This window comes from Kineococcus radiotolerans SRS30216 = ATCC BAA-149 (assembly GCF_000017305.1).
GTDB classification, from domain to species: domain Bacteria; phylum Actinomycetota; class Actinomycetes; order Actinomycetales; family Kineococcaceae; genus Kineococcus; species Kineococcus radiotolerans.
The window spans coordinates 1,421,925-1,437,906 of the sequence record NC_009664.2 but is presented as its reverse complement, the minus strand read 5'-3'; the positions used below and the strand labels follow the sequence as shown (position 1 = coordinate 1,437,906).

The 15,982-nt window shown below is 75.6% G+C and carries 16 protein-coding genes and 1 riboswitch; of the genes, 10 read left to right on the top strand and 6 right to left on the bottom strand.

From position 1 onward, the window contains the following. Nucleotides 1–19: 19 nt before the first annotated feature. On the bottom strand, nt 20–475 hold the full coding sequence (locus KRAD_RS06865; RefSeq protein WP_012084813.1) for a DUF4383 domain-containing protein: 456 nt from the start codon (nt 473–475) through the stop codon (nt 20–22). Nucleotides 476–526: 51 nt separating this feature from the next. Further along, a riboswitch (TPP riboswitch) is annotated at nt 527–627 on the top strand. Between KRAD_RS06865 and thiM the strand changes: the two genes are divergently transcribed. From thiM to KRAD_RS06825, 8 genes are all read left to right on the top strand, one after another. Further along, nucleotides 620–1,447 (top strand): hydroxyethylthiazole kinase, encoded by an 828-nt coding sequence (thiM, locus tag KRAD_RS06860; protein ID WP_012084812.1) that lies wholly within the window; start codon nt 620–622, stop codon nt 1,445–1,447. Its footprint overlaps the riboswitch before it by 8 nt. Further along, on the top strand, nt 1,444–2,085 hold the full coding sequence (gene thiE, locus KRAD_RS06855) for a thiamine phosphate synthase (RefSeq protein WP_012084811.1): 642 nt from the start codon (nt 1,444–1,446) through the stop codon (nt 2,083–2,085). Before thiM ends, thiE begins: the two co-directional genes overlap by 4 nt. Next, the gene (gene thiD / locus KRAD_RS06850) at nt 2,082–2,933 is read left to right on the top strand and encodes a bifunctional hydroxymethylpyrimidine kinase/phosphomethylpyrimidine kinase (RefSeq protein WP_041292813.1); all 852 of its coding nucleotides are present in this window, start codon (nt 2,082–2,084) and stop codon (nt 2,931–2,933) included. The genes thiE and thiD overlap by 4 nt, the downstream gene beginning before the upstream one ends. After that, a complete protein-coding gene (locus KRAD_RS06845) occupies nt 2,930–3,598 on the top strand; it encodes a thiaminase II/PqqC family protein (RefSeq protein ID WP_012084808.1) in 669 nt (222 codons plus the stop codon). Before thiD ends, KRAD_RS06845 begins: the two co-directional genes overlap by 4 nt. A 41-nt stretch (nt 3,599–3,639) precedes the next feature. Further along, entirely contained in the window at nt 3,640–4,869 is a 1,230-nt protein-coding gene (locus KRAD_RS06840; protein WP_012084807.1) for an acetate/propionate family kinase, read from the top strand. A 53-nt stretch (nt 4,870–4,922) separates the two neighbouring features. Then, nucleotides 4,923–7,022, top strand: a complete 2,100-nt coding sequence (pta, locus tag KRAD_RS06835) for a phosphate acetyltransferase (RefSeq protein WP_012084806.1) — start codon at nt 4,923–4,925, stop codon at nt 7,020–7,022. A 265-nt stretch (nt 7,023–7,287) separates the two neighbouring features. Beyond that, complete coding sequence (locus KRAD_RS06830) at nt 7,288–9,060, top strand: DEAD/DEAH box helicase (protein ID WP_012084805.1); 1,773 nt, start codon at nt 7,288–7,290, stop codon at nt 9,058–9,060. A gap of 146 nt (nt 9,061–9,206) precedes the next feature. Next, entirely contained in the window at nt 9,207–9,647 is a 441-nt protein-coding gene (locus KRAD_RS06825; RefSeq protein ID WP_012084804.1) for an OsmC family peroxiredoxin, read from the top strand. Between the two features lie 9 nt (nt 9,648–9,656). Here KRAD_RS06825 and KRAD_RS06820 read toward each other — a convergent pair whose 3' ends face one another. From KRAD_RS06820 to KRAD_RS06810, 3 genes are read right to left on the bottom strand one after another with little or no spacing between them, the layout of a single operon-like run. Further along, on the bottom strand, nt 9,657–11,021 hold the full coding sequence (locus tag KRAD_RS06820) for a serine hydrolase domain-containing protein (protein ID WP_157873510.1): 1,365 nt from the start codon (nt 11,019–11,021) through the stop codon (nt 9,657–9,659). 10 nt (nt 11,022–11,031) lie between these two features. Next, complete coding sequence (locus KRAD_RS06815; protein WP_012084802.1) at nt 11,032–11,937, bottom strand: oxygenase MpaB family protein; 906 nt, start codon at nt 11,935–11,937, stop codon at nt 11,032–11,034. Between the two features lie 32 nt (nt 11,938–11,969). After that, complete coding sequence (locus KRAD_RS06810; protein WP_012084801.1) at nt 11,970–12,818, bottom strand: NAD(P)H-binding protein; 849 nt, start codon at nt 12,816–12,818, stop codon at nt 11,970–11,972. An 83-nt stretch (nt 12,819–12,901) separates the two neighbouring features. Here KRAD_RS06810 and KRAD_RS06805 point away from each other — a divergent pair, with 83 nt between their 5' ends. Together KRAD_RS06805 and KRAD_RS06800 are read left to right on the top strand one after the other, a co-directional pair. Next, nucleotides 12,902–13,279 (top strand): winged helix-turn-helix transcriptional regulator, encoded by a 378-nt coding sequence (locus KRAD_RS06805; protein WP_041291947.1) that lies wholly within the window; start codon nt 12,902–12,904, stop codon nt 13,277–13,279. 36 nt (nt 13,280–13,315) lie between these two features. Beyond that, nucleotides 13,316–13,762, top strand: a complete 447-nt coding sequence (locus tag KRAD_RS06800; protein ID WP_012084799.1) for a hypothetical protein — start codon at nt 13,316–13,318, stop codon at nt 13,760–13,762. Nucleotides 13,763–13,843: 81 nt separating this feature from the next. Here KRAD_RS06800 and KRAD_RS06795 read toward each other — a convergent pair whose 3' ends face one another. After that, entirely contained in the window at nt 13,844–15,499 is a 1,656-nt protein-coding gene (locus KRAD_RS06795; protein ID WP_012084798.1) for a catalase, read from the bottom strand. Further along, nucleotides 15,496–15,960 (bottom strand): Fur family transcriptional regulator, encoded by a 465-nt coding sequence (locus tag KRAD_RS06790; protein WP_012084797.1) that lies wholly within the window; start codon nt 15,958–15,960, stop codon nt 15,496–15,498. The genes KRAD_RS06795 and KRAD_RS06790 overlap by 4 nt, the downstream gene beginning before the upstream one ends. Nucleotides 15,961–15,982 lie beyond the last annotated feature (22 nt).

Genomic DNA, 15,982 nt, shown 5'->3' with positions numbered 1-15,982 from the left:
CTGCCGGGGCACCGGCCGTTCACTTCAGCTCGGCCGTCGTGGGCTGGGGCGGGGTCTTGACCGGGACGAACGCCATCACGAGCCCGGCGACCGCGAGCACCGCGTGCAGGGTGCTCGTCGGCCAGTTGAGGTTCAGCGGGTCCCCGTCGTGGTCGGCCGACAGCGCGCCGTAGGTGAACAGCGCCGCGCCGACGAGGAACAGCAGGATCCCGTACCAGCGGGCCCGCCGCGCCCCGGTGCGGCCCAGCAGACCCAGCGCCCCCAGCACCAGGTGCAGGACGTTGCTCAGCGGGTTGACCGCGAACCCGATGACCTGCTGCTCCTTCGTGCCGCCGGTCCAGTCGGAGAAACCGGTCACGGCGAACCCCGCCAGCCCGAGCACGACCAGCAGGGCCCCCGCGATGAGCGACAGGTACTGCGCAGCCGTGACCCGGGGCCGTTCCCGGGTCGCCTTCCCCGCCATGTCGAAGGTCATGGAGACGACCTACCCCGGGAGCCGGGAGGCAAACCCGGCCGGTGTACGGTCGCTCGCGACACGGGGTGCTGCGCGCGGATCGCGCAGCTGAGATCACACCCGTCGAACCTGACGCAGGTAATGCTGACGAAGGGATGTCACGGCATGTCGGCCGTCGCACCGCACCCCGTACCCGCCCCCGCCCTCGCCGCGGCGCGCGCCGCCCTGACCGAGCGGGCCCCGCTCGTGCAGTGCCTCACCAACTCCGTGGTGCAGACCATCACCGCGAACGCCCTGCTCGCCGCGGGCGCCGCGCCCGCCATGGTCGACAACGTCCACGAGTCCGCGGCGTTCGCGCAGATCGCCTCCGCCGTCCTCGTCAACGTCGGGACCCTCGACGACGACCGGGCCCGGGCCATGGGCCTGGCCGCGCAGTCCGCCGACCGCTCCCGCACCCCGTGGGTGCTCGACCCCGTCGCCGTCGGCGGGCTGGAGTTCCGCACCCGCGTCGCCCGCGACCTGCTCGCCTCCTCCCCGACGGTGGTCCGCGGCAACGCCTCCGAGGTCCTCGGGCTGGCCGGGGCCGGCTCCGGGGGTCGCGGCGTCGACTCCACCGCCGGGGCCGAGGAGGCCGTCGAGGCCGCCCGCGAGCTGAGCCGCCGCACCGGCGGGGCCGTCGCCGTCTCCGGGGTCGTCGACGTCCTCGTGCACGACGGGCGGACCCTGCGGGTCTCCGGCGGGCACGTGCTGCTGACCCGCACGACCGGGGCCGGGTGCTCCCTCGGGGCGCTGGTCGCCGCCTACGCCGCCGTCGAGGACGACCCGCTGGTGGCCGCCGCCGCCGCGCACGTCCACGTCGCCATCGCCGCCGAGCGCGCCGCGGCGCGCGCCGCGCGCCCGGGCTCCTTCGCCACCGCCTGGATCGACGAGCTCGACGCCGTCGACGCCGACGCCGTCCGCGCGGACCTCGAGACCAGCGGGCGCCTCGCGTGAGCCCCCGGCCCGCGTTCGACCCGACCCTCTACCTCGTCACCGACACCGGGCTGTGCGGCCCGCGCGGGGTGCCCGCCGTGGTCCGCGCCGCCGTCGCGGGCGGGGTGAGCGCCGTGCAGGTCCGGGCCAAGGACGGCGGTGACCGGGAACGCCTCGCCCTCGTCCGCGCCGTCCAGGACGTGCTGCGGGGCACCGGGGTCGCGCTGATCGTCGACGACGCCGTGGACATCGCGCTGATCGCCGGCGCCGACGGGGTGCACCTGGGCCAGTCCGACCTGCCCGCCGCCGAGGTGCGGCGCCTGGCCCCCGACCTGCTGCTGGGGCTGTCGGTCTCCACCCCCGCGCAGGCCGCCGCCGTCGACCCGGCCGTGGTCGACTACCTCGGCGTCGGGCCCGTCCGGGCCACCGCCACCAAGCCCGACGCCGCGGCCCCCCTGGGCCCCGAGGGCCTGCGGGCGGTCGTGGCCGCCGCCCCGGTGCCCTGCGTCGCCATCGGCGGGATCCACCCCGACAACCTGGACGCGCTGCGCGGCAGCGGCATCGCCGGGTTCTGCGTCGTCTCCGAGGTCTGCGCCGCCGCGGACCCCGAGGCCGCGGCCCGGGCCCTGCGCACGCAGTGGCACGGGCGGGCCTCGTGAACCGCGCGGTGCCCGTCGCCCTCACCGTCGCCGGCAGCGACTCCGGCGGGGGAGCGGGCATCCAGGCCGACCTGAAGACCTTCGCCGCGCACGGCGTCTACGGAACCAGCGTCCTCACCGCCCTCACCGCGCAGAACACCCGCGGGGTCCACGGGGTGCTGCCCGTGCCCGCGGACTTCGTCCGCCGCCAGCTCGACGCCGTCCTGGACGACATCGCCGTGGACGCCACGAAGATCGGCATGCTCGCCGACGCCGAGGTCGTGCGGGCCGTCGCGCAGGGGCTGGGCTCCCGGCGCGCCGGCCCCGTCGTCCTGGACCCGGTGATGGTCGCCACCAGCGGGGACGCGCTGCTGGACCCCGACGCCGTCGGCGCGGTGCGCGAGCTCCTGCTGCCGCTGGCCGACCTCGTCACCCCCAACGTCCCCGAGGCGGCGGTGCTGCTGGGGACCGACCCCGCGACCTCGGTCGCGCAGTGCCGCGAGCAGGCCGAGGAACTGCTGCGGCGCAGCGGGACCGCGGTCCTGCTCAAGGGCGGGCACCTCGACGGCGGGGACAGCGGGACGGACAGCGTCGACGTCCTCGCCACCTCCGCCGGCACCGTCCTGGTCCGCCGGGAGCGGGTCGCGACCACCGCCACCCACGGCACCGGCTGCACCCTCTCCTCGGCGCTCGCCGCGCAGGCCGCGCTGCACCCCGCCCCCGCCGGGGCGGACCCCGACTGGGCGGCCCTCCTGGGTCCCGCCCGCGACTACCTGCAGGCCGCGCTCCTCGCCGGGGCCCGGCTGTCCATCGGTTCCGGGCACGGCCCGCTGGACCACGCCTTCGCCCTCCGGGAGGACCGACCGTGAGCTTCACCGACGACACCTGGGCCCGCACCGCCGCCCTGCGCTCCGCGATCGAGGGATCGGCGTTCCTCGCCGAGCTGGGCGCGGGGACGCTGGACCCCGCGACGTTCCGGCACTACCTGGAGCAGGACACGATCTACCTGGCCGGCTACGCCCGCGCCCTCGCGCTGCTGGCCGCGCGCGCCCCCGGGCCCGCGGCGGCGGGGTTCTGGGCCGGGTCGGCGGGGAACGCCGCTGCCGTCGAGGTCGCCCTGCACGCCGACCTGCTCACCGGCGGCCTGCTGCCCGAGGCGACGGGACCGGCGACCGCCTCGCCCACCACCCTGGGCTACGTCTCCTACCTGGTGGCAGCCGCCGCGACCGCGCCCTACCCCGTCGCCGCGGCCGCGGTGCTGCCCTGCTACTGGATCTACGCCGACGCCGGGCGCCGCCTCGCCGCGCACGCCGAACTGGTCGCCGAGCACCCCTACGCCCGCTGGGTCGCCGCCTACGACGCCCCGGAGTTCCACGCCTCCGTCGCGACGGCCCGCCGCCTCGTCGACGAGGCGGCCGAGGCGAACCCCGGCGACGTGGAGGCCATGCACGACGCGTTCGCGCTGGCCACCCGCTACGAGTGGCTGTTCTGGGAGACCGCCCACGCGCGCGAGAGCTGGCCCGCGCCCGCGTGAGAGGGTCGGGGGACGTCCCCGACCGTCCGGAGGAGAACAGCGTGTCGACCAGCCAGGGTTCCGTCGTCGTCGTGAACTGCGGCAGCTCCTCGGTGAAGCTGGCCCTGGTGGACCCGGTGACGGGGGAGCGGTCGCTGAGCTGCCTCGGGGAACGCATCGGCTCCCCGGACGCGGTCGTGCACATGACGACCACCGGCCCTGACGGGCGGCCCAGCACCCGCACCATCACCCCGGCCGCCACGACGCACCGCGGGGCGCTGGCCCACGTGCTGCAGCGCCTCCTGGACCTCGACCTACCCCCGCTGCTCGGCGTCGGGCACCGCGTCGTGCAGGGCGGTTCCGTCTTCCACGGCTCGGTCCGCGTCGATGACCGCGTCCTCGCCCAGATCCACGAGCTGTCCGCCCTGGCGCCCCTGCACAACCCCGCCAACGCCTCCGGGATCGAGGCCGCGCGGGCGGTGCTGCCCGACCTCGCGCACGTCGCCGTCTTCGACACCGCGTTCCACCAGACGATGCCGGAGACGAACTACCGCTACGCCGTGCCGACGCGCTGGTACGAGGAGTTCGGGGTCCGCCGCTACGGGATGCACGGCACCAGCCACCGCTACGTCAGCCAGCGCGCCACCGAGGTCCTCGCCACCGCCGGCCGCGAGCCGCGCGGCCTCAAGCTCGTCGTCGCCCACCTCGGCAACGGGTGCAGCGCGACCGCCGTCCTCGACGGCCGCTCCGTGGACACCACCATGGGCCTCACCCCGCTGGAGGGGCTGGTGATGGGCACCCGCTCCGGCGACCTCGACCCCGCGGTCGTCGAGCTCGTCGCCGAGCGCACCGGCGCCGGGGTCGCGGAGGTCGTGAAGCAGCTGAACTCCGAGTCCGGCCTGCTCGCCCTGTCGGGGTTGTCCAACGACGTCCGCACGCTGTCGGAGAAGGCCGCCGAGGGCCACGCCGGGGCGAAGCTCGCCCTCGACGTGTTCGTCCACCGCGCCGCCAAGCACGTCGCGGCGCTCACCGTCTCCCTCGGCGGGCTCGACGCGCTCGTCCTCACCGGCGGCATCGGGGAGAACGCGAAGAACGTGCGCTCGATGCTGCTGGCCCGCCTGGCCCACCTCGGCCTCGTGGAGGACCCCGCCGCCAACGCCGACCACGGCCGCTCCTCCACCCCCGCGGGGCGCATCACCGTCCCCGGCGACGGCCCCCTGGCCATGGTCGTGCCCACCGACGAGGAGCTGCTCATCGCCCGCGACACGGTCGCGCTGGTCGAGCACCGCTGAGCGGTCCGGGGGCTGCCGTCGCCGCCGGAGCCGGAGTGGGGGAGGGTTGACCCATGGCCCGCGTGCTGCTCGTCGTCCCCACCGGCCACGGTGCCGGCCTCACCTCGACCTGCCTGGGCCTGGTCCGGGCCCTCGACGCGCGCGGGGTCGCCGTCGGCTTCCACAAGCCGCTGGCCCAGCCCACCCGCGCCACCGGACCCGACCGCTCCGTCGCGCTGGTCCGGCTCACCACCGCGCTGGACCCCTCCGAGCCGATCCCCGCCTCCCGCGTCGTCGAGCGCCTCTCCCGCGGCGACATCGACGACCTCATGGAGGAGGTCGTCGCCGCCGCCGAGGGGGTGCTCGCCGCCCACGACGTCGTCGTCGTCGAGGGCCTGGCGCCCTCGGCGGACCAGGTGTTCTCCGGGCGGGTCAACCAGGCGCTGGCCACGGCCCTGGACGCCGACGTCCTGCTCGTCGGGTCCGCCGGCGTGGACGGCACCGACCCCGGCGCGCCCGAGCGCATCGCCGAGGACATGGCCGTCACCGCCGGGACGTACCGGACGGGGGAGGCGCTGCGGGTCATCGGCGGGGTCGTCTCGCGCTGGCCGGTGCCGGAGGACCCCGAGACCGCCGTCGCCCGCGTCGCGCGGCTGCGCGGGGCGCTGGAGCACCACGGCATCCCCCTCGTCGGGGCGGTGCCCTTCCGCGCCGACCTCGTCTGGGCCCGGGTGCGCGACCTCGTCCACGACCTCGACGTCGAGGTGCTGACCCACGGCGACCAGGGCCGGCGCATCAAGGAGGTCGTCGTCGCGGCGCAGGCCGTGCCGGGGATGCTGCCGCTGCTGCGCGAGGGGCGGCTCATCCTCGTCCCCGGCGACCGGCACGACGTCGTCATGGCGACCTGCCTGGCCGCGCTCAACGGCAACCGCCTCGCCGGGCTGCTGCTGACCGCCGGGGTCGGGATGGACCCCCGGGTGGCGGAGCTGACCGCGGCCGCCGCCGCGACCGGCCTGCCCATCCTGCGCTCGGACCGCAGCACCTACGCCACCGCCACCGCCGTCAACCGCCTCGACCCGGAGGTCCCCGCCGACGACGCCGAGCGCGCGCTGGCGGTCTCCACGACGGTCGCCGACGCCCTCGACCCCGGCTGGCTGGCCAAGCTGCCCACGGCCTCGCACACCCCGCGCCTCTCGCCCGCGGCCTTCCGCCGCCGCCTGACCACCCTGGCCGCCGAGCGGGTGCAGCGGATCGTGCTGCCCGAGGGCGCCGAGCCGCGCACCGTGCAGGCCGCGGCGATCTGCGCCGAGCGCGGCATCGCCCGCCCCGTCCTGCTGGCCCACCCCGACGAGGTCGCCTCCGTCGCGGCCGGGCTCGGGCTGACCCTGCCCGAGGGCGTGGAGGTGCTCGACCCGGCCGGGCTGGTCGAGCGCTACGTCGACGTCCTCGTCGAGGCCCGCAAGCACAAGGGCATGCAGCCCGACGTCGCCCGCGACTCCCTCGCCGACCCGATCTGGCTGGGCACCACGATGCTGCAGGCCGGCGACGTCGACGGGCTGGTGGCCGGGGCGGTGCACACCACCGCCGCGACCGTGCGCCCCGCGCTGCAGGTCGTGCGCACCAAGCCGGGGGCCCGGCTGGTGTCCAGCGTCTTCTTCATGTGCCTGCCCGACGACGTCGTCATCTACGGCGACTGCGCGGTCAACCCCGACCCGGGGGCGGAGGACCTCGCCGACATCGCCCTGCAGTCGGCGGCGTCGGCGCGCGCCTTCGGCATCGAACCGCGGGTGGCGATGATCAGCTTCTCCACCGGCTCGTCGGGGTCGGGTTCCAGCGTGGACAAGGTGGCCGAGGCCACCCGCATCGCCCGGGAGCGCGACCCGGACCTCATCATCGACGGGCCCCTGCAGTACGACGCGGCCGCCGTCGCCTCGGTCGCGGCGTCCAAGGCCCCGGACTCGCCGGTCGCCGGCCGCGCCACGGTGTTCGTGTTCCCGGACCTCAACACGGGCAACACGACGTACAAGGCGGTGCAGCGCAACGCGGGGGTCATCTCGGTGGGCCCGATGCTGCAGGGGCTGGCGAAACCGGTGAACGACCTCTCGCGCGGGGCGCTCGTCGACGACATCGTCTACACGATCGCGCTGACCGCCATCCAGGCCTCGCGGGGCTGATGCGCTGCGGCGCAACGGGACCGGGGACCGCGGGGGCCGCCCGGGGCGTCGGGCGGCGGCCCGGCGCCCGGGCGCCCGGGTGAGGGCGGGAAGGGTTCGGGGCCCGGGCCTGTTACTGTAGTCAGGACGGTGTCGATGCCGTCATCTCAGCGGGCGAGCCGCCCGCGAGGTCGCTTGAGTCCCACACCTCAGCATCTGCGCGCTACCGCGCGCCCTGGGGGCGGACCGCCGTGCGGCCGACGAGCCCACGTGGAGTTCATCTTCCATGCCCCAGTACGACGACCGTTCGTACCGTTCCAACCGCCCCTCGCGTTCTGACGAGGGCGGGTTCCAGCGCCGCGAGTCCCGCGGCTACCGCACCGAGGACCGACCCGCCGACCGCTCCTTCGACCGCGACGACCGCCCCCGTTCGGGCGGCTACCGCGGCCAGGGCGGCGGCGGCAGCAGCTACCAGGGTGGCGGCGCCAGCAGCGGCGGCTACCAGGGCGGCGGCAGCAGCAGCTACCAGAACCGCGGCGGCTCCTCCTCCGGGGGCTACCAGGGCGGCAGCAGCCGTGGCGGTTACCAGGGCGGCAGCAGCCGCGGGGGCTACCAGGGCGGCAGCAGCCGTCGCAGCGGCCCCCCGCGCAGCCCCCGTTCCTTCGCTCCCTCCGCGACCGAGCAGGCCCTCACCGCGGCCGAGCAGATCGAGGTCGCGGAGTCGACCTTCGCCGAGCTCGGTCTCCCCGAGGAGCTCGTCGCCGCTCTCGAGCGTCGCGGCATGACCGCGCCGTTCGCGATCCAGTCCCGCACGCTGCCCGACGGCATCGCCGGGCGCGACATCCTCGGCCGGGCCCGCACCGGTTCCGGCAAGACGCTGGGCTTCGGCCTGCCCATGCTGGCCCGCCTGGCCCAGCAGAAGCGCCCCCGCATCACCGGCGCCCCGCGCGGTCTGGTCCTCGTGCCGACCCGCGAGCTGGCCATGCAGGTCGCCGACGCGCTGCGCCCGCTGGGCGACTCCCTCGACCTGCGGCTGTCCGTGGTCGTCGGCGGCGTCCCCTACGGCCGTCAGATCGCCGCCCTCCAGCGCGGCATCGACGTCCTCATCGCGACCCCGGGTCGTCTGGTGGACCTCATCGACCGTGACGCGGTCTCCCTCGCGGAGGTCGACGTGGCGGTGCTCGACGAGGCCGACCACATGGCCGACCTGGGCTTCCTGCCCAACGTCCGCGCCATCCTGGAGGGCACCAAGCCCGGCGGGCAGCGGATGTTCTTCTCCGCCACCCTCGACCGCGGTGTCGAGGCCCTCGTGACGGACTTCCTGACCGACCCGGCGTTCCACGCCGCGCCGGCCGACCCCGACGACGTCGGGCACATGGAGCACCGCGTGTTCGCGGTCCGCCCGCACGACAAGCTGTCGATCCTCACCGAGATCAGCAAGCGCCCGGCGCGGTCGATCTTCTTCGTCCGCACCAAGCTCGGCGCCCAGCGCCTCGCCGACCAGCTGAACGAGGCCGGCGCACCGGCCGAGGCGATCCACGGGGACCTGCGCCAGTCGCAGCGTTCCAAGGCGATCGACGCGTTCTCGGCCGGGGAGACCCGCGTCCTGGTCGCCACCGACGTCGCCGCCCGCGGCATCCACGTCGACGACGTGGACCTCGTCGTGCACGTCGACCCGCCGAACGACCACAAGGACTACCTGCACCGCTCCGGCCGCACCGCGCGCGCCGGTGCGACCGGGACCGTCCTGGCCATCGCGCTGCCCGACCAGGTCCGCCGCTACGGCTGGCTGCACCGGGACGCGGGGGTCGAGGCCCAGAACGTCGAGCACGTGCTCGCCGGGGACGAGACCGTCCGCGCCGTGGCCGAGTCCGGCGAACCCGTCGTGATCAAGCCCCGTCGCACCGAGACCCGCGAGGGTGCTCGCGGTCCGCGCCGCGGCCCGCGTCGCGAGGGTGGCTTCCGCAGCGGCCCGCGTCGCGAGGGCAGCGGCCCCCGCGGCCCGCGCCGCGAGGGCGGCCAGGGCGGGGTTCCCCGCCAGAGCGCCCCGCGCGACTGACCAGTTCCGATCCGAAGGCCCGTGGGGTTCCCCACGGGCCTTCGGCCGTTCCCGGGTCCGTTCCCGGATCGCGGGCGCCGGGTGGCGGTGCGGGGTCGGGCTGGTGAGGATGGCAGCGCCAGACGTCTCGACACCGTGGAGGAACCATGCCCACCCGCACCGCACGCACCGCCTGGAACGGCACCCTGGAGCAGGGCTCGGGCCAGGTCGAGCTGTCCAGCTCCAAGGTCGGCACCTACGACGTGTCCTTCCCCAAGCGCGCCGCGGACGACGCCGGGGGCACCACCAGCCCCGAGGAGCTCATCGCGGCCGCGCACTCCTCCTGCTTCGCGATGCAGTTCTCCGCGCTGCTCGCCGAGGCCGGCGCGACCCCGGAGAGCCTCGAGGTGACCGCCGACGTCTCCCTCGGGCCGGACCCGGCCGGCGGGTTCCGGCTCACCGGCATCAAGCTCACCGTCACCGGTGAGGCGAGCGGGATCGACGCCGCCACCTTCGCCGAGACCGCGCAGGCCGCCAAGGCCACCTGCCCGGTCTCCAAGGCCCTCACCGGGGTGGAGATCACCCTCGACGCGTCGCTGGACGCCTGAGCCGCGGCCTCAGACCGCCGCCCAGCGGGACAGCGGCACCATCGTGATGCCGCTGTCCCCGCGCAGCGTCGGGGTGCCGTCCTCGCGCCGGCCCAGCACCCAGTCCTCCCCGAAGGACCCGGACCCGCTGTCGCGCACGACGCGCAGGGTGCGCTCGTCGACCACGTCGAACGTCAGCGGGCTCGCGGCGGGGTCGGTGGTGTCGGGGTCCAGGGCGATGAGGGTGGACCCGGCGCGGACGACGTCCACCACGCCCCACAGGGTCGCCCACCGGCCGCGGAACGCGTTGAGGTCGACCGCGGGCTCGGTCCGGCCCCACTCGGTGGCGAACAGGTCGATCAGCTTCACCGCCCCCACCGCGAGCTCGGTGGCGGGGCCGTCGGCGCAGTTCGTCAGCACGCTCAGCGCGAGACCCGCCTCGGGGTCCAGGAGGCTCTTGGTGATGTGGCCCGGGAAACCCCCGGAGTGCCCCACGAGCCGGCGCTCGCCGACCTTCTCCCCGGTGAAGCCCAGCCCGTAGCTGCGGTCGACGCCCTCGGTGGGCCACTCCGCGCGCTGGGCCAGCCGCTTCGCGTGGTCGTCCAGCAGCTCGGTGCGGCCGGGGCGGTGCGCGGAGAACCACGCGGTGAGGTCCTCGGCGGTGGAGCAGAACCCCGCCGCGGCCGCCATCGCCGCCGTGGCCGGGTGCCCCAGCGGGCGACGCGGACCCACCGCCGCGGCCGAGTAGCCGGTCGCCAGGTCCCCGGCCGCGGGCAGGTCCGGGGTCGTGCGGGTCAGGCCCAGCGGGGCGACCAGCTCGTGCGCGACGTGCTCCGCGTAGGAGGTCCCGGTCACCGCCTCCACGACCAGGCCCAGCAGCGCGTACCCGACGTTGGAGTACTTGAAGCGTGAGGAGCGGGGGAGGACCGACCCGCCGGTGCGCACGGCGCCGCGCAGGCCCTCGACGTCGGGGAACGCCCCGTCGAGCTGCCAGAAGTCGCCGTGCCGGCCGTCCCGGGTCACCCCGCTCGCGTGCCCCAGCAGTTCCCGCAGGCTGGCCCGGCCCAGCTCGGCGTCCTCCTCCCGGACCCAGGGCACGTGCGCGCCGACCTCGTCGTCCACGCGCAGCCGGCCCTGCTCGGCCAGGCGCAGCACCGCCGTCGCGGTGAAGGTCTTCGAGTGCGAGGCGACCCGGAAGACGTGCGCGGGGGTGAGGGCGACGTCGTCCTCGCGGTCGGCGTGGCCGTGGGCGCTGGAGTGCACCAGGTCGTCCTGCAGCCGCACCGCGAACTGCACCCCGGGCACGTCGAGGCGACGGCGGCGGAAGTCCACCCAGCGGGCGGCCGCGGCGGTGGCGGCGGCGACGGTCTCGGGGGTCAGCGCGGGAGCGGGCACGGGGGCCACGCTAGGCCCCGGCCGCCGCGCGCGGGGCGGGCGCCGCGGTGCGCTGCCGGGCGACCTCGGCGTGCGGCCACTGCGCGAGGGACCGGGGCAGGACGGGCCGCACCGAGCGCAGCGCGGCCCGGGTGACGAGGGCGGCGGCCCGCCGGCCCGCGGTGGGGGTCAGGTCGTAGGCGCGGGCCAGGCGCGGGGGGAGGACGTCGGCGGTGACGCTGCGGGCCAGGGCGGCCACCCCGGGCAGCGGGGGAGCGGTGCGCTGGGTGAGGACGTCGTGCGCGACCCGGCGGGCGCCGGGGGTGACGACGAGCCGGGAGAACGCGTCCTCGACGTAGGCGTCGAAGTCGGCGACGGTCGCGGGCAGCACGCGGTCGGGAACCGCGAACAGCCGCGCGAAGGGCTTGGACTCCTGCCAGTGCTGCTCGCGCTGGTCGGGGGTGAGGACGAGCCCGGCGTAGCGCTCGGTCACCCGTCGCGCGGTCCAGACGAGCGTGGCGTGGACCCACAGCGCGAGGTCGGGGTCGTTGGCGCGGTAGGGGGTGCCCGCGGGGGTCCCGGGGACGTCGGCGCGGGTGGTGCCGCGGACCCGGGCGTGCTGGGCGCCGACGTGGCGGGCCGCGGCGCGGGCCTGCTCGGTGTCGCCGAAGGTGACGGTCAGCGCGGCTTGCAGGGTGGCGAGCAGCCGGTGCGCGGGGCCGGAGGTGTAGTCGCTGTGCGCCGCGACCCCCTCGGCCACCAGGGGGTGGGCGACCTGGAGCAGGATCGCGGCGGGGCCACCGAGGAGGACCACCCGTTCCGCGCTCACGCGCCGGAACTGCCCGCCGGGCCGGCACACCCCCGGGTCGCCCGCCACCCCCGCGGAGGGGGGTGGGGGCAGGGCCGCGTTCAGCGGCAGGCGCGGGAGTCGGCTCACCCCCGCGATGCTGCCACCGTGCGCGACGGGGTTCAGGCCCGGGCGGCGCGGACGGCCTCGGCCAGCGTCGTGGCGGGGCGCCCGAGCAGCCGGGCCAGGTCGTCGCGGTCGGTCAGCAGGTCCCCCGCGGCGGTGGAGGCGTCCAGCGCGGCGACGAAGCGGGCGGTCCCCTCGTCGAGGCCGGCCTCGCGCAGGACCGCCACGTGCTCCTCGGTGCCGAGGTCGCGGTAGGTGACCGGGGTGCCAGTGACCTCGGTGACGGTGGCGGCCAGCTCGGCGAGGTCGAAGCTCTCCCCGGCCAGCTCGTAGACGGGCTCGGGCGCCTCGGCGGTCAGGGCGGCGACGGCGGCCTCGGCGTAGTCGGCGCGGGAGGCGGCGCTGATCCGCCCGTCGTGCGCGGAACCGACGACCTCGCCGGCGGCGAGGTACCGGTCGAGCTGGGCGGTCTGGTTCTCCAGGTACCAGCTGTTGCGCAGGACGGTGACCTCGAGCCCGGAGGCGGCCAGGAGCTCCTCGGTGGCCACGTGGTCGGGGGCCAGCGGGCTGCCCGAGACGTCGGCGCGCAGGAGGCCGGTGTAGGCGATGCGGCTGACCCCGGCGGCCTTCGCGGCCTCGACGACGTTGGCGTGCTGGGCCAGGCGCGCCCCGGGGGTGTCGCCGGAGACGAGCAGGACCCGGTCCACACCCCGCAGGGCCGCGGTGAGCGCGGCGCGGTCGTCGTAGTCGCCCGCGCGGACCTGCACGCCGCGCTCGGCGAGGTCGGCGACCTTGGCGGGGGTGCGGACGACGGCGACGACGTCGCGCTCGCCGCGGGCGAGCAGGGCCTCGACGGCGAGGCGGCCGAGCTGGCCGCTCGCGGCGGTGACGGCGTAGGTGGTCACGGGGTTCTCCTCGGGTGGGCGCTGTGCGATCGCAGGCACTAACCCTTCGACAGTGCCAGGTGTTCCCGCGGTACTCTGCGAGAGTGACCGACGGACCCGCGCCCGACCTCGTCGCCGACGTGTTCGCCCGCGGCTGCACCTCCCGCGCGGCCTTCGAGGACGTCACCTCGAAGTGGGCCTCGCTCGTCCTGCTCGCCCTGGGGGAGGGGACGTTCCGGTTCAACGCGCTGCGCCGCAAAGTGGACGGGGTCAGCGAGAAGATGCTGTCGCAGACCCTGCAGGCGCTGGAGCGCGACGGGATGCTCACCCGCGACGTCGTCACCGCGATCCCGCCGCGCGTGGAGTACGAGCTCACCCCGCTGGGCGCGGCCGTCGCCGAGCGGCTGCGCGCCCTCGCCGACCTCCTCGAGGCGTCGGTGCCCCAGGTCGCCGCGGCGCGGGCGGAGCACGCCGCCCGCTGACCGGAACGCCCCGTCCGGACCGCCCGTTGCCCGGTCATGGAGCCGATCCACCTCGCCCGGATCCTCGCGCTCGTCAACACCGCCCTCGACGGCCTCGTCGTCGGACTGGGCCAGCGCACCTACGACCTGCCCGGCCGGGGACGGCGCCTGGCCGCGCAGTGCGGGGTCGCCTTCGCGGCGGGAGCGGTGATGGCCGCCGCCGACGCGGTGTGGGACGCCGCGACCCGCGACCGCACCGCCCCGGTGGACCCCGACGTGATCCCCGCCCACGAGTCGTCCCTGGCGATCGGGCACCTCGTGCTCTCCACCGCCTGCCTGCCCGTGTGGTGGTTCGGCCGGGGCCTGCCGGAGCGGATGCGCCGCGGCGGGAACCCGCGGCCCAACCGCACGCTCGCGCTGCCGCTGGGGCTCGCGTACGCCGCCGGCGCGGCCCCGCTGTGGTGGGCCCACGCCCGCCGGCGCACCGACGCGCTGACCCCCTGAGACGACGGAGGGCGCCGGCCCCCACGGGGACCGGCGCCCTCACGCGCTGCGGGTCAGACCCTCCGGGTCAGACCCTCCGGATCAGGCCCGGACGTCGCGCTCGTTCGGCACGGCGTGGGTCATGACCAGGCCGGTGACGTCGCGCGGGCCGTTCTTGCCGAGGTTCGCCGCGCGCTGCAGCTCCTCCTCGGTCAGGGTCTGCGTCTGCAGCGGCTCCAGGTGACGGACGTCGTCGGCGGTGATGCCCAGGCCCTCGCCCACGCGACGGCCGTACTCGTCGTCGGCCATGAACATGTGCCAGACCATGCGCTCCTGGATGGGGCGGATGCACTGCGAGAGCGCGTCGACGAAGTTCGCGACGAGCTCGTCCTTCTCCCAGTCCTCGGAGAGCTGGAAGCGCTCCCCGGCCTGCTGGTAGTCGTTGGTGCGCGGGATCCGCTTGCGGGTCACGCGACCGGTGATGACCGGGCCCTGCTCGTCGTGGGTGGGGTAGGTGCCCTCGCGCAGCCCGCCGATGATCGACGGCTCGTAGTTCACCGTCGGGTTCTCGCCGCGGCCGTCGACGCCGTAGGCCATCTGCCCGTCGCGCTGGTTGGTGCGCACCGGGACCTTGGCCGCGTTGACCGGCAGCTGCAGGTAGTTCGGGCCCACGCGGTAGCGCTGGGTGTCGGAGTAGGAGAACGTCCGGCCCACGAGCATCTTGTCGTCGGAGAAGTCCAGGCCGTCGACCAGGACGCCGGTGCCGAAGGCGATCTGCTCGGACTCGGTGAAGAAGTCCACCGGCTTGCGGTTGAGGACCATCTTCCCGATCGGGGTGAGCGGGAAGAGGTTCTCCGGCCACACCTTGGTGTCGTCCAGCGGGTCGAAGTCCAGCTCGGGGTGCTCCTCGTCGCTCATCGTCTGGACGAGCAGCTCCCACTCGGGGTAGTCACCGGCGTCGATCGCGGCGTAGAGGTCGCGGGTGTGCGGGCCGAGGTCCTGGGCCTGCACGGCGGCGGCGTCGGCGGAGGTCCAGCTCTTGACGCCCTGCTTGGGGTGCCAGTGGTACTTCACCAGGACCGTCTCGCCCTCGGAGTTCACCCACTTGTAGGTGTTCACCCCGAAGCCCTGCTGGGTGCGGTAGCTGGCCGGGATCCCGCGGGGGGAGAACACCAGGGTGAACATGTGCAGCGACTCCGGCGTCTGGCTCGCGAAGTCGAAGACGCGGTTGGGCACCTGGCGGTCGAAGGTGACCGGGTCCGGCTTCTGGGAGTGGATGAAGTCCGGGAACTTGATCGCGTCGCGGATGAAGAAGACACCCAGGTTGTTGCCGACGAGGTCCCAGTTGCCGTCCTCGGTGTACATCTTCACGGCGAAGCCGCGCGGGTCGCGCAGGGTCTCGGCGGAGTCGCGGCCACCGGCGACGGTGGAGAAGCGGATCGCCAGGTCGGTGCGCTTGCCCTTCTCCTGGAACAGCTTCGCGCGGGTGTACTTCGAGATCGGCTCGTCGCCGAAGCTGCCGTAGGCCTCGAAGTAGCCGAACGCCGTCGTGCCGCGGGCGTGCACGACGCGCTCGGGGATGCGCTCGCGGTCGAAGTGGCTGATCTTCTCGAGGAACTGGTAGTTCTCCAGCGTGGCGGGGCCGCGGGCCCCGACGGTGCGCTGGTTCTGGTTGTCGTAGACCGGGTGGCCCTGGCGGTTGGTCAGGACCGGGCGCTCGTCCCCGGGGGCCGAGGACTGGCTCGCGACGTCGGTCATCGCACTTCCTCTCGTTCACGCTCTGCTGGTGGGGGGGTGGACGGGGTGCGGCACTCGGGGCAACGGCCCCAGAACACCACTTCGGCCTCCTCGACGGCGAAACCGGCGGTGTCGGAGGGCGAGAGACAGGGGGCGTGGCCGGTGGTGCAGTCCACGTCGACGGTGGCGCCGCACCCGCGGCACACCAGGTGGTGGTGGTTGTCGCCCACCCGCGCCTCGTAGCGCGCGGGGTGGCCCGCGGGCTCGATGCAGCGGGCGAGGCCCGCTCCGGTCAGGGCGTCCAGGCAGTCGTAGACGGCCTGGGTCGAGACCGTCGGCAGCACGGCGCGGGCGCGCTCGGCGACGCGGGCGACGGGGAGGTGCTCGTGGTCCGCGCGGGCCGCGTCGAGGACGTCGAGCACGACGACCCGGGGCCGGGTGGCCCGCAGGCCCCTCGCCCGCAGGCGCTCGACACTGGTCACGGGTCGACTCAAGCAGTCCAGT

Excerpts from the sequence above, each read along its gene's own strand:
- KRAD_RS06865 (WP_012084813.1), bottom strand. The coding sequence starts at position 475 with ATGACCTTCGACATGGCGGGGAAGGCGACCCGGGAACGGCCCCGGGTC.
- thiM (WP_012084812.1), top strand. The coding sequence starts at position 620 with ATGTCGGCCGTCGCACCGCACCCCGTACCCGCCCCCGCCCTCGCCGCG.
- pta (WP_012084806.1), top strand. The coding sequence starts at position 4,923 with ATGGCCCGCGTGCTGCTCGTCGTCCCCACCGGCCACGGTGCCGGCCTC.
- KRAD_RS06830 (WP_012084805.1), top strand. The coding sequence starts at position 7,288 with ATGCCCCAGTACGACGACCGTTCGTACCGTTCCAACCGCCCCTCGCGT.
- KRAD_RS06825 (WP_012084804.1), top strand. The coding sequence starts at position 9,207 with ATGCCCACCCGCACCGCACGCACCGCCTGGAACGGCACCCTGGAGCAG.
- KRAD_RS06800 (WP_012084799.1), top strand. The coding sequence starts at position 13,316 with ATGGAGCCGATCCACCTCGCCCGGATCCTCGCGCTCGTCAACACCGCC.
- KRAD_RS06795 (WP_012084798.1), bottom strand. The coding sequence starts at position 15,499 with ATGACCGACGTCGCGAGCCAGTCCTCGGCCCCCGGGGACGAGCGCCCG.